Below are 12,740 nucleotides of genomic sequence, written 5' to 3'. Positions count from 1 at the left end.
AGCGCTTAGTGCGTTAGCAATTACAATTACTTGTTATGTAATTTGTATATCAGAAGATGGTGCTGCGTTATTAGTGCCACTGAGCCAATACCATCAAGCGCCGCCAAGTATCCGCTTGAACTTGATCTTGCCAAAGCACGACTGTCTTTTTTTGCACAATAGGATAATGAGTCACAAAGCTCAGCTGCAAGCAGTGACGTAAAGCATTGGCACTTACCAGCTTTGCCTCCCAAAGTACCGGCGCTGCACCAGCCGCCTTAGCATTTGCCCCAGCTTTATATAAAAGCTGCCAGCCTTTTGTCATATCATCACAATCACTGACGCTAATGTGTAACGGTGTATCATGAACGTAGAACACCATAGCAAGCAGTGCACTGCTTAAAAGCAGCACCATAATCCCGGCCCAAGTCACCAAGGTTGTCACTATCAACAATACCGGCACAGCCAAAAAGGTTGTGGCATATAAAAGCCGCCAACCACTCTTTGCGGCAATGCAAGAGTTGAGTTGACGGCTCATAAACAACATACCTTACGGCAGGCGTTGGTATTTATAGACTGAGCATTTAAGATAGATCACCATGCTGCAGTTTTTTGAGCTTTAATACCAGCTCACTCACTTTGGCATCGTCTGGCGTATCTTGATTCATGAAATAATTCAATAAATCAGGGTCTTCATAAGTCAGTAGCTTAGCAAAGGTTGCTTGCTCATCTTCATCTGCGGTTAGATAGTACTGTTTGACGTAAGGATCAATATAAAAATCCAGCTCTTTTAGACCGCGGCGAGCTTGGTAGATAACACGTCTTTGTTCATTGGTGGGCTCGGGCTGTGTGCTCATAAGACACTCCTAACTAAGTAAAAAAAATAAAAATAATATAGCGATAAAAGCCAATGCTTTGAGGTAGTACGGTTTTAAAATTTATAATGTATTGTTATTGGCTCAATTGCTGCCACAAAGCCAGACCCTCTACGCTTAATCTGACATTATGAGTGCGTATAATACTAGCGCCTTGCTGTACTGCTAATAATGCTGCAACCATACCCACGCCATCTCTATCAGTTGCCATATGATCATCAAAGATACCGAGGCCGGTATGGGTTAGCACCTGACCTAAAAAGCGCTTACGTGAGACACCGAATAAGATGGGCAACTGCAATTGATGCAACTGCGACATATGATTTAATAACCGCTTGTGGTGCTCATACTCTTTAGCAAAGCCGAAGCCTGGATCAATAATGAGATTATGTGCTTTTACGCCAGCTTGCTGAGCTGCCTCAATTCGTACCTTAAGCTCATCAAGTACTTCACTGATCACATCTTGATAATGGGCTTTGGCATTCATGGTAGTAGGCTCACCGCGCATGTGCATCAGTACCACAGGGATATCGAGCTTGGCCGCCATCTCAAGTGCGCCCTCCCGAGTCAATGCTCGCACATCATTCCAGATGTCAGCACCCGCGTGCACCGCCTGTTCAATCACTGTCGGTGAGCTGGTATCAATAGACAGCCACAGCTTATCACCGAAGCGTTCACGAATCGCTGCAACCACAGGCACTACGCGCGCGCATTCTTCTTCTTCGCTCACTGGACTGGCATTTGGCCGAGTTGATTCTCCGCCGATATCAATAATAGTGGCACCCTCTTGAATCATGCGTTCACAGTGCCGTATAGCCGACTCGATATTATTAAACTGCCCGCCATCAGAAAACGAGTCAGGGGTCACATTCAAAATACCCATTACTTGAGGCTGAGACAAGTCTAGCTGTTTATAGCCGCTAGCGATACCTGGCTTGGTAGATAAAGGCGCTTTAATTTTAATATTGGGAAGACAATGTAGTTGCATAATGGCTCATCTGTTTATAATTATTCTGGCAAATACTCCATAGATTTCATCCGCTATTCTAACAGATATGTCGCCCGGTGGCGGCGCATAAAAAAAGGCCTTTTCATTGAGAAAAGACCTTGTTTACGACCACTTAAATCTACAAGTTGTGAGATAGTCTAATACACTACATTGCAGGTAAAGGTGGCGGTGTTGGACCTGAAGAGCTGACTTCCTTTTTTGGGGTAACATCTTTTTCTTGATAATTGCGAGGTGCACGTGGCTCATTACCTGCCAAGATATCTTGCAATTGATCTCTATCAATAGTTTCCCAATTCATCAGCGCTTCAACCATAGCATGCATCTTATCTTTATTGGCTTCGATAATCTCACGAGCGATGGCGTACTGTTCTTCTAAAATACGACGGATCTCTTCATCCACTTTTTGCTGTGTGGCTTCAGAAATAGCACGGGCACCACCGCCGAAATAACCTTGAGAGGCATCATCATCTTCATAAACCATCACTCCCAATGCATCTGACATGCCATACTTGGTCACCATAGCGCGCGCCATTTTAGTCGCACGTTCAAAGTCGTTTGATGCGCCTGTGGTCTTTTGATTAACAAAGACCTCTTCTGCAATACGCCCGCCAAATAAAATCGCAATATCATTCAACATCTTTGACTTATCTAAGCTGGTCTGATCAAACTCAGGCAGCTGCCAAGTCACACCCAGTGCCCAACCACGCGGCATGATGGTAACCTTATGCACAGGGTCGGTGCCTGGTAGCATCTCAGCGACTAGAGCATGGCCAGCTTCGTGATAGGCGGTCGCACGACGCTCTTCTTCACGCAGCACCATAGACTTACGCTCAGGACCCATAAATAGCTTGTCTTTGGCATCCTCAAAGTCGTTCATATCGACACTGGTCTTATTACGACGAGCAGCAAATAAAGCAGCTTCATTCACTAAGTTTGCAATCTGCGCACCACTAAAACCTGGCGTACCACGAGCAAGAGCATTCACATCTACACCAATGGTAGCTGGCAGTTTGCGTAAATGCACCTTTAAAATCTCTTCACGGCCTTTGATGTCTGGTAAGCCCACATGCACCTGACGGTCAAAACGACCTGGGCGTAATAAGGCTTTATCAAGTACATCAGCGCGGTTGGTGGCAGCAATAACGATAATACCGTCGTTACCTTCAAAACCATCCATTTCTACCAATAGCTGGTTTAGGGTCTGCTCGCGCTCATCATTACCCCCACCCATGCCTGTGCCACGGCTACGGCCTACGGCATCAATCTCATCGATAAAGATAATACAAGGCGCATTCTTTTTGGCTTGCTCAAACATATCACGCACACGTGATGCGCCCACACCAACGAACATTTCAACAAAGTCAGAACCTGAGATTGAGAAAAAAGGTACTTTGGCTTCACCGGCAATGGCTTTAGCAAGTAAGGTTTTACCCGTACCTGGTGGGCCCACCATTAAGATACCACGAGGAATGGTGGCACCCAATTTGGTGAATTTGTCAGGGTCTTTTAAGAAATCGACCACTTCGACCACTTCTTCTTTGGCTTCTTCTGCACCGGCCACATCATTAAAGGTCACTTTAATTTGGTCTTCACCCAGCATTTTGGCTTTAGATTTACCAAAGCTCATGGGGCCACCGGCTTTACCACCAGCGCCGCCTTGCATATTACGCATGAAGAACAAGAAGATACCGATAATTAGCAGAACAGGGAAGCTTGCAATTAATAACTGCATCATAATGCTTTGACGCTCGGGGGCTGCCCCTTGCACCTCAACCTTATGCTCACGCAACGTAGGCATTAACTCTGCGTCCGCCACTGCAGGAAGAACGGTCTCGAACTCCGAGCCGTTGACTTTTTCGCCAGTGATTTGTTCACCGTCGATCTTGACGCTTTTTATTTGGTCCTCAGTGACTTGAGTTACAAACTCAGAGTAATTGAGCGTATCAGGCTCATTACTGCTATCAAAGTTGCTAAATACCAGCACTAATACGCCGATAACAACTAGCCACAATAAGGTATTTTTTACCATGTCGCTCACAAGCTATACCATCCCTTACTTGTTGATGTGTTCAAAATTCTGCCTAATCTAGCATTATAGCATGAGGCAGAAAAACAATGACGGCCCGTCACCTTGTTAATACACCCGCTTAACCTTATGTCAGATGACACGATTTTGGTTAAAATAAAAGTAATAAAATCAAGGTTTTTTAGCTAAAACGTTCTACTCAAATCGGTTAATAGTGGATTACTGTTAAGACATAACCCGCTTTAAGATTGAGCAGTTTCAATACATCTGACTTACATTGAGTTAAATTACGTCATTTACATTTTTATAATACTTGACCAAAATTTAGCTGAGTTAAACTATATGTTTTAGCAAACCGTTGCTTCTACCTACCTTTATTAGGTCAGTATAAGTATTTATCAAGCATAAAACAGATAATTATCCACCTGCTGCATCAATAAAGTCTAAATATTAGCTGCTGTGTTGATTATCTGTTGTCGGTGTGAATGGGATTATGCGCATCATAAGCAACGCTCAGCGCCATACCGCTTTATTTGGTAGCTACCCAAAACACCTCTTTTGAGCGCGGACGGGAAGCGGCAGGCTTAATGGTGCGAACTTTTGAAAACTGAGACTGTAGCTGCTGGCGTAATTGCTGCTCACCCTCGCCTTGGAATACCTTCATTACCAACGACCCACCTTTTGGCAGTACGCGCAAAGCAAAGTCTACTGCCAGCTCACACAGGTAAATCATACGTGGCTGATCTACGGCGGTATGCCCTGACGTATTGGGTGCCATATCAGATAACACCACATCTACCTGTCTGTCACCCACTTCACTCATCAAGCGATCAAACACGGCCTCCTCTCTGAAGTCACCTTGAATAAAGGTGACATTCTCTAAGGCATCCATCGGTAAGATGTCTGAAGCGATGAGTATGCCATCATCCCCTACCAGTCTGCCTGCCACCTGTGACCAGCTGCCAGGGGCACTGCCCAAATCAACCACCGTCATCCCTTTTTTAATGAGATTGGTTTTTTCGTTGATTTCCAATAGTTTATAGGCAGCGCGAGCGCGGTAACCCTCTTTTTGCGCCAATTGCACATAATGGTCATCCAAATGCTCTTTCATCCAAGCCTTACTGCTTTTTGATAGGCCTTTATTGGTAATACGTGTCGCCAAAATATCCTCACTATATTTTCAGACAATTCATAACTAAATTTTAATCTTAATTCTAGCATTATTTGCCCCAATAAAGGGGCTAACTGGGCGGATGGCTAGCAGTTAATCCTTCATTGCTGATCGTTTTGACCTTGATTGATATCAGCGAGTTATCCTCACTGTGGCCTAAGGCTCACTCTGACTTAACTTCGCTATTTTTATAAAATGCAAAGAGTTAATACAAAGAGTTTATGGCAATTTCAATTTTTGAGACAATCTAATCATGCAAGCGCAGTCAACTTTCTTTATAATGGCAGCGGTTGAGATAAGCCTTTAGATGACTAAATTATCGGTTTGTCTTTTTATCACGTACATTTTTCAAGGCTGGCATAGTTAGGCCTAATAATTAATACTGAGACATTATGAGCACTGCAAAAAACACACGCAAAACCCTAGATAGCACTGAAGTTCGCCGCCTAAAAGGCATTGGTCATGAGCTTAAGCCCGTGGTCACTATCGGTAACAAAGGCTTAACCGAATCAGTACTAGAAGAATTAGAGCGTGCCTTAAACGATCATGAACTGATCAAAATCAAAACCCCACCAGGCACCAAAGAAGAACGTGACGCTTTTAGTGATGACTTAGCCGCCAAAACTGGCGCTCAGCTTATCCACAGCATCGGCCGTATGGCGCTATTACTTCGTCGTAACCCTAATGCCAATCCTAAGCTGTCAAATCTAAGCCGCTACAGCGACTAGTCTTCAAAGGCTTATTGGCTTTATTTAAAAGCTGTTATGCCAAGTTAAAAAGGCCGCTCTGTATGAGCGGCCTTTTTTTGTGAGTAGCCAATGCTGTTAGAAGGGTTAGCCGCTTTGACATCAACCATATTGATATCAACCATAAATGTCATAAACTGCCGGCACAAAAAAACTCAGCTTGCTGCTGAGCTTTGATGTCTAAATACATTGCCATAATCTATCAAGCTTAGGCTTAATCCATTGCTAAGTAGATACCTTCGTTTGATGCATCGTTTGTATAACGGGCATCGCGCCATGTGGTATATGAATAGGCGTCGCTATAAGGGTTTTTTCTAGGCTGAATAAAATCTGATACCCAAGTGTTACCATCAAAAATTTGAATGTGGCCATGTGGGTGCTTAGATGAGCGGTTGTACACCACTACGTCACCGACTTGTGGTGGCGCGTCATTGCTGATTTTAACGAAGCCAGCTTCTGCTAGAGTGCCACGAGTAGCGTATTGATAAGCTGAGGCATTGGGGGTGAAGCTATAACCTGCAGCTTGTAATGCTTGACGTACGTAGCGAGCACATAAACCTTGAGTTCTTGAATGAGCGGCACGGGCAGCACGAGCTGCGGCTAGCGCGGGTGGTGCTGAACTATCGATACGAGCTGCTGAGCGAATAGGACTATTGGCTGTGGTGGCAAATGTGGTCGCTGAATACTTACTTTCTAATTGTCTAGCAAGCTGAGCTAACTCATCGCTCTTTTGACTTGCTTGACTGGATAAAGATTCAATCTGACCGATACTTGCACTATTTCCACTAATGTTTGAGTAAACTGAGACTCTCTTGATAGGTGTATTATTAACTGAAGCTAATGAAGAGCTTGCAGATGGTTCAAAAGTCTGTTGAACCGTGGCATTTACTTGTGTGGCACTTAGCCCCATTAACGACAAAATAATAAGTGACTTTTTCATAACGCTCCCAGAATTAATCTTTTTAATGTACTATTCAACCTACCTGTCAAATAGTCTTCTAATCTTCATTTAATAAATAAACGTAAAACAAACGACCTATCGAAACAGTCTGTATTTAGACCTAGCAACCGTTTATGCTATTCATATAGTCAGTTATAACGCCATCTAAAATTAAGTCTGAGGCCTGCGATGCAAAACCCATTAAAACCCAATCACTTAGCAAATCGCATTGATCATCAAAAGTCTGCAGCGTCTGCCTTGCCGCGCTTTTTACGGGATAAATGCTCTGAGCTGAACAAAATAACTCAAGAGATTAAGGTATTATTTGACTCTGGCCTCCCCCAAGAGATATTAGACACTCTGTGGGTGGTTAAATTCGAAGAGGGGCACTTGGTGCTCTCTGTACAGTCTCAAACTGCAGCAAATCATCTTCGATACCAGTCAAACAACCTAATTCATATACTTAAAGAACAATCTCTTACATTCAGCGTACTAAAGAATATAGATGTAATCGTTACTTACCCTGCTTCAATTAATCATTTAAATGAAAATCATGATCACTCAAAACCGCATTCAAATCAATCGAACTTAATTGCTAATAAGGGCTCAAGCCACGTTAATCATGGCCTGACCGAAACAACGAGAAGAACTATAACACACACTTTAGAGCATGTCATTAAAGACGAGCGCCTCAAAAACTCTCTAAAGCGTCTCGCAAAACCTAACTAAATAGTCTCTAAAATGTTTTATTATGTAACTTGATGTCGTTTTCTTGGTATATAACGTTTAGTTTTTAAAACCAATTCATCAATTATCCTAAATAAATCCACTTTTTCATCATGAGATACACTTTAATAATTAGGCTGTAAGTATTGAATATGTTTGGATTATGAAAGTATTTCTTATTTAGACACAAAAAAAGGTGAAACCTGAGTTTCACCTTTTTTTATATTTCCATATTGTTGCTTAAAATCTAAAAAAACGACCAGAAAATCTAAAAATTATTGAAGATTTTACTTGAAATTTAAATTTCATAAGCTCTCGCCACTGAAGATGTGTCATAAATTGTTACAATTTCAAAGTTATTGGGGTCATTATATACCTCTCTAATGAGCTTATTGTTCAATGCATGACCAGATTTGTAAGCAGAAAAACCGCCAATCAGACTGTATTTAGCCAAATATAAATCACCAATAGCATCTAAAATCTTATGACGCACGAACTCTTCTTGATGTCTTAGGCCCTCTTTGTTCATAATGCCGTTATCATCAAGCACAATTGCATTGTCCAAACTGCCGCCTAGCGCCAGATTATTCTTCTGCAGATGCTCAATATCTCGCATAAATCCAAAGGTTCGAGCATTGCCCACATTCTCGATATAGTTATGCAAGGAGAATTCAAAGCGATAGCGCTGGGTATCTTTTGGAATACCAGGATGATTAAAGTCAATTTCAAAATCTAAGCTAAAGCCGTCGTAAGGCTCAAGTTGTGCCCACTTATCTCCCTCGACTACTTTGACAGGTTTTAATATTTTCATAAACTGCTTAGGAGCGGCTTGCTCCTCTATACCTGCCTCGAGTAATAAGGTGACGTAATTGGCAGCACTGCCATCCATAATAGGAAGCTCAGCATCAGACACCTTAATCAGTAGGTTATCTATACCAAAGCCTGCCAAAGCACTTAATAGGTGCTCGACTGTGCCAATTTTTATGCCATTTACCATCAGATTAGAGGACATGACCGTGTCTGTCACCAAAAATGCATCGGCCGCTATCAAGGGAGCATCCTCAATATCGGTGCGCAAAAATCTAATCCCCGTATTTACCTCACTAGGCTGCAAGGTTAAGGTGACATCTTGACCGCTATGTAGTCCTATCCCAACGACAGTTATGGGCTGTTTTAAGGTGCGTTGTTTCATAAAGCCGGTACCTTATTGCTGTCGTCAATGAGTTGCTGTCATTAACGAGCAAAATAAAAAGAATTCTAGCACAGTCGCTCAATAATATTACCTTATATCCTAGGTATTTGTGGTTAATTTCACAAAAGATAGGCATAAAAAAAGCCAAGCATTGGCTTGGCTTTTTAATAGCAGGTACAATTTTATTGTTAAGTTATTAACGGTTTTGTTGACGCTTTAGATAGTCTTGGATGCTATTGGTTTTAGTCGCTGCAGGCTGCTGCGGAGCTGAAGAACTACCTGCAGGTGCCTGTGCCGGATAGGCTTGAGACTGAGCCGCTTTTTGATGGCTGTTAAACGCGCTGGTGTGTACACTAGGATCAACGGTTTGATTGCTATTGGCAGACAGCATAGGCTTACGCTCATCTTGGCTTTCATCTAAGGTCAGACCTGTAGCGATCACCGTGACATGTAAGTCTTCACCTAGCTTCTCATCAATGACTGTACCAATAAAGATATTGGCATCTTCTATATCGGTAATATCGTTAACCACTTCAGTGATCTGATTTAGCTCATCTAAAGTCACTGATTCAGAAGACACAACGTTTACGATAAGACCTTTGGCATTTTCTAACAATAAATTATCAAGTAGTGGTGAGCGAATGGCTTTTTCAGTCGCTTGACGGGCACGATCTTCGCCACTGGCGCGGCCAATACCCATCATAGCATGACCTTTGGCGGTCATAGCAGTGCGGATATCATTAAAGTCAATGTTGATCACACCTTCGCTTGAGATGGTCTGGGCGATACCTTGTACTGCATGCATCAATACATCGTCCGCCTTTTTAAAAGCATCTTGCATTGAGATGTTGCCATACACCTTTAATAGCTTATCGTTTGGAATGGTAATGATAGAATCTACAAAGTTTGATAACTGATCGATACCGGCTTTGGCCGCTTTAATACGTTTGCCGCCTTCAAATTTAAAGGGTGTGGTTACTACGCCGACCGTTAAGATTTCCATCTCTTTGGCAATACGCGCCACAACAGGGGCCGCACCCGTACCCGTACCACCGCCCATACCAGCAGTAATAAATACCATGTCTGAGTCTTCAAGCAGTTTACGGATAGACTCCTCTTCTTGCTCAGCGGCTTCACGACCCACTTCAGGGTTAGCACCTGCGCCTAGACCACGGTTGGTATTGGCACCTAATTGTAGTTTGTTATCAGCAGTTAGTCTGTCTAAGGCTTGCTTATCAGTATTGGCACAAACAAAGGTAACCCCTTTAACGCCTTGTTGAACCATATGTTCAACCGCGTTACCGCCGCCACCGCCAACGCCAAATACTGTAAAACGAGCTTGGCCATTATTTAAATCGTGGCTATTAGTAGCCATTGTGTACTTAGACATTATCACTCCTTGGGGTCACCTTTTTTAGTTAATTTTTATATGTATTAACTAAGTGATGACTGTCAAATATGAAAATTAAATTATATAAGGTTTTTAAAAAAGTTATTCAAACTGTGTCTAATTCTGCTAAATGAATTGGGCTTATCAACCTCTAACGCTTCAGGAGAGCTTCTTTCGCTGTGTTTAAACTGCTCGCTTTGACTGTATAACAACGCGCCAAAAGCAGTTTGTAGCGAGCGCTGCTCCACTCTTGCATTGAGCTCTTTAAACTTCTCATCATGACTATCAAAATAGTTGTAAGCGGAAATTGCCTCATGCGGCGTGGTCAGCACTACCGGCATCTCAAGCAAGCGTTTTGAGAAACGTACCATACCTTTGACTTGACTGCCACCCCCGGTTAATACCACACCACGTTGTAGGTAGTCGAGTAAGCCGGCATCTGAAAGCTTTTGAAATAGCGCTTTATAAAGCTCGATATAACGGGCTTCAATGATTTGGGCCAACTGTAAGATATTAACCGTTACCTCATCATTCATACTACCCACACGAGCAAACGTCTCAAAACGAGAAGGGTCTATATCACGCGTATCCACAGTCCCTTTTTCAATTTTGAGTCTTTCAGCCTCCATCATGGTGATATTGAGCTCAGCTGAAATATCCATGGTGACGTTATTACCGCCATCAGCGATACAGTGGGTAAAAATTAATTTATTTTCACGATAAACACAAATACTGGTTGTACTTGCGCCGATATCGATCAAACACACCCCTTGCTCACGTTCGTCTGGCATCAGACCATATTCAGCACTTGATACCGCATCGAACAACATATGGTCAATGCTCACATCACAGGCTTGAATTAGTTTTTGAATATTTTGTCGGCTGCTCACCGGCATCATCATTAAATGATACATCACAGTGACTTTGTTTGCATACATACCAATGGCATCATCTACCATCTTTTCTTGATTTTCAAGGAAGATGCCTTGTTGGCAATAATGCATTAAATAATGGGTATTGGGTAGCACACTGGCTTTGGCTAAGGTTAACGCATTAACAATGTGTTGGGTTTCGACCACGCCACTGTCTAAATCCACCACACCAAAGCCATTATGGCTTAATAATTCAGGAGTCGATAAGGTAAGCCAAACACTATGGATACGACAATTGGCCATTTCCTCAGCTTGGATAATGGCCTGACGGATAGAGCTTTTTAAACGATCAAAGTGGGTAATCTGACCTTGCTGAAAATCATTGGTAAATACCTCACCCACCCCTTTAATGCGAATTTCTTTTGCAGAAATCACATTACCAACGACTACATACACTGCAGTGGCGCTTAGATGAATAACGGCGAGAAGATTTTCAGATTTACTCATAAGTTTAGAACATATAGGTACTGTTAGGAGTTTAGAGTATTTGGTTATACGCTGTATCCTACAAAAAACAGTAAGGTTAGATTAAGTTGTTTGGTTATTAATTCGTCTGGGCTTATCCTTAAGCAGACTGGCCTTAAGTACCCTTTATTATTTCCTGCTATTACTGCCCTATCCTTTGCCAGCCATGTATCCACCATCTTTCTTTTATTTTATATCTAACTGAGCGTTTATTGGCCAAGACAAGCTTAGCGCTTATCACGGTAACACACTATACGCAGCAGCTAGAGGTGCTATAAAAACAACTTATCAATAAACGGGCATCGCCTATGCTTTGCGGCAGAATCAAATGCGCTCTTTAGTTGGTTTGTTGGCTGCTTGGACGAGAAGCTGCTGCTTGCGGCTCATTAGCTAAGCTTGAACTGTTGGTATTTTTGTTCTGTTCACTTGTACTACTGGTGGCTTTTTGCGTACTTGCCATCTTTTGAGTATCACTTCTTTGATTCATTTCAACTTTATCAGGTACTGAGTCTTTTTTCCAATCAATCACAAAGCCATTTTTATAACGCAAATCTACTGCCTGTATTTGACCACGTTTATCTGCCAACTGGTTTTGAAGCAATTGGCTAAGATTCATAAGCTTTTGTGAGGTGTGCTCGTTATCGACAATAATACGCATGCCATTATTAAAGCGAATTGCCCAAGTCATGCGCGGTGTTAACACCAGATCATCCACTTGCATTTTTAAAGGGGCAAACCACTGGTTGACTTGCTGCATTTGCTGCATAATTAAGGAGGATTGCTCAGCATCTCCTTGCAGCATAATAAGTCCATCTTGAGACAATTCAGATTCGCTCACAGGCTTAAATACTTTGCCTTGCGAATCTATTAAGTGTTCACTGCCAAATTTAGCTATCGGCTCACGTGGTAAGGCGGTGATAACAATTCCTTCACCCCATTTGCGCTCAATGTCTACTTGGCTAATCCAATCTTGCTGCATCACACTGTCTTTAAGCTCAGGCAATACTGCGGTAAAAAAGCTACCAGCCTGTTTTTTGCTCATAGCGGTATTAAGCTTTTGGTACTGAGCGGCATCTAGATTTTTGGCGTTTACCACCACTTTGGCAGGCTGAGAGTGATACACCCTATTGGCCACCAAAACAAATATGACAACAAACAACACTACCGCGATAGCTATCCACACTTTTGCAGATAAAAATTTACTTAAATTCAGCGAAGTTTTATTCACAGAGGCAGCCATCGTGTCCATTTTGTCTAATAACTTATAATTGTAACGCATTTGCTGAAGT

At 42.4% G+C, this 12,740-nt stretch carries 12 protein-coding genes; 2 read left to right on the top strand and 10 right to left on the bottom strand.

What is annotated here, in order from left to right; all coding sequences use genetic code 11:
• Nucleotides 1–70: 70 nt before the first annotated feature.
• The 5 genes from DLE54_RS02755 to rlmE form a co-directional block, all read right to left on the bottom strand.
• Complete coding sequence (locus DLE54_RS02755; protein WP_110816160.1) at nt 71–517, bottom strand: hypothetical protein; 447 nt, start codon at nt 515–517, stop codon at nt 71–73.
• Between the two features lie 46 nt (nt 518–563).
• The gene (locus DLE54_RS02750; protein WP_110816159.1) at nt 564–836 is read right to left on the bottom strand and encodes a succinate dehydrogenase assembly factor 2; all 273 of its coding nucleotides are present in this window, start codon (nt 834–836) and stop codon (nt 564–566) included.
• Nucleotides 837–930: 94 nt separating this feature from the next.
• Nucleotides 931–1,842, bottom strand: coding sequence for a dihydropteroate synthase (folP, locus tag DLE54_RS02745; RefSeq protein WP_110816158.1), 912 nt, complete (start codon nt 1,840–1,842; stop codon nt 931–933).
• Nucleotides 1,843–2,008: 166 nt separating this feature from the next.
• A complete protein-coding gene (gene ftsH / locus DLE54_RS02740) occupies nt 2,009–3,892 on the bottom strand; it encodes an ATP-dependent zinc metalloprotease FtsH (RefSeq protein WP_011959817.1) in 1,884 nt (627 codons plus the stop codon).
• Between the two features lie 526 nt (nt 3,893–4,418).
• On the bottom strand, nt 4,419–5,051 hold the full coding sequence (gene rlmE, locus DLE54_RS02735) for a 23S rRNA (uridine(2552)-2'-O)-methyltransferase RlmE (RefSeq protein ID WP_110816157.1): 633 nt from the start codon (nt 5,049–5,051) through the stop codon (nt 4,419–4,421).
• A gap of 401 nt (nt 5,052–5,452) precedes the next feature.
• On the opposite strand from rlmE, the gene DLE54_RS02730 reads away from it, so the two are divergent.
• On the top strand, nt 5,453–5,788 hold the full coding sequence (locus tag DLE54_RS02730; protein ID WP_011959815.1) for a YhbY family RNA-binding protein: 336 nt from the start codon (nt 5,453–5,455) through the stop codon (nt 5,786–5,788).
• A 232-nt stretch (nt 5,789–6,020) separates the two neighbouring features.
• Here the strand turns inward: DLE54_RS02730 and DLE54_RS02725 are convergent, their stop codons facing one another.
• Nucleotides 6,021–6,746, bottom strand: coding sequence for a CHAP domain-containing protein (locus tag DLE54_RS02725; protein WP_011959814.1), 726 nt, complete (start codon nt 6,744–6,746; stop codon nt 6,021–6,023).
• A gap of 189 nt (nt 6,747–6,935) precedes the next feature.
• On the opposite strand from DLE54_RS02725, the gene DLE54_RS02720 reads away from it, so the two are divergent.
• A complete protein-coding gene (locus DLE54_RS02720; protein WP_110816156.1) occupies nt 6,936–7,475 on the top strand; it encodes a DciA family protein in 540 nt (179 codons plus the stop codon).
• A gap of 295 nt (nt 7,476–7,770) precedes the next feature.
• Here DLE54_RS02720 and lpxC read toward each other — a convergent pair whose 3' ends face one another.
• The 4 genes from lpxC to DLE54_RS02700 all read right to left on the bottom strand — a co-directional run bounded on the left by lpxC (nt 7,771) and on the right by DLE54_RS02700 (nt 12,679).
• Complete coding sequence (gene lpxC, locus DLE54_RS02715) at nt 7,771–8,664, bottom strand: UDP-3-O-acyl-N-acetylglucosamine deacetylase (protein WP_110816155.1); 894 nt, start codon at nt 8,662–8,664, stop codon at nt 7,771–7,773.
• A 196-nt stretch (nt 8,665–8,860) separates the two neighbouring features.
• Nucleotides 8,861–10,054, bottom strand: coding sequence for a cell division protein FtsZ (gene ftsZ, locus DLE54_RS02710; RefSeq protein ID WP_011959811.1), 1,194 nt, complete (start codon nt 10,052–10,054; stop codon nt 8,861–8,863).
• Nucleotides 10,055–10,134: 80 nt separating this feature from the next.
• Nucleotides 10,135–11,433 carry a cell division protein FtsA gene (ftsA, locus tag DLE54_RS02705; RefSeq protein WP_011959810.1) on the bottom strand — a complete coding sequence of 433 codons (1,299 nt, stop codon included), beginning with the start codon at nt 11,431–11,433 and terminating at the stop codon, nt 10,135–10,137.
• A gap of 355 nt (nt 11,434–11,788) precedes the next feature.
• Nucleotides 11,789–12,679, bottom strand: a complete 891-nt coding sequence (locus tag DLE54_RS02700; protein ID WP_227535454.1) for a cell division protein FtsQ/DivIB — start codon at nt 12,677–12,679, stop codon at nt 11,789–11,791.
• Between the last annotated feature and the right edge of the window lie 61 nt (nt 12,680–12,740).

Source organism: Psychrobacter sp. YP14 (genome assembly GCF_003209315.1).
GTDB classification, from domain to species: Bacteria; Pseudomonadota; Gammaproteobacteria; order Pseudomonadales; family Moraxellaceae; genus Psychrobacter; species Psychrobacter raelei.
The sequence above is the reverse complement of the archived record's forward strand: the minus strand, read 5'-3'. Positions and strand labels throughout refer to the sequence as shown.

Bases quoted from the DNA above. Each gene is read 5' to 3' on its own strand.
- lpxC (WP_110816155.1), bottom strand. From the start codon at position 8,664: ATGAAACAACGCACCTTAAAACAGCCCATAACTGTCGTTGGGATAGGA.
- DLE54_RS02750 (WP_110816159.1), bottom strand. From the start codon at position 836: ATGAGCACACAGCCCGAGCCCACCAATGAACAAAGACGTGTTATCTAC.
- folP (WP_110816158.1), bottom strand. From the start codon at position 1,842: ATGCAACTACATTGTCTTCCCAATATTAAAATTAAAGCGCCTTTATCT.
- DLE54_RS02725 (WP_011959814.1), bottom strand. From the start codon at position 6,746: ATGAAAAAGTCACTTATTATTTTGTCGTTAATGGGGCTAAGTGCCACA.
- ftsH (WP_011959817.1), bottom strand. From the start codon at position 3,892: ATGGTAAAAAATACCTTATTGTGGCTAGTTGTTATCGGCGTATTAGTG.
- DLE54_RS02730 (WP_011959815.1), top strand. From the start codon at position 5,453: ATGAGCACTGCAAAAAACACACGCAAAACCCTAGATAGCACTGAAGTT.
- ftsA (WP_011959810.1), bottom strand. From the start codon at position 11,433: ATGAGTAAATCTGAAAATCTTCTCGCCGTTATTCATCTAAGCGCCACT.
- DLE54_RS02720 (WP_110816156.1), top strand. From the start codon at position 6,936: ATGCAAAACCCATTAAAACCCAATCACTTAGCAAATCGCATTGATCAT.
- DLE54_RS02755 (WP_110816160.1), bottom strand. From the start codon at position 517: ATGAGCCGTCAACTCAACTCTTGCATTGCCGCAAAGAGTGGTTGGCGG.
- ftsZ (WP_011959811.1), bottom strand. From the start codon at position 10,054: ATGTCTAAGTACACAATGGCTACTAATAGCCACGATTTAAATAATGGC.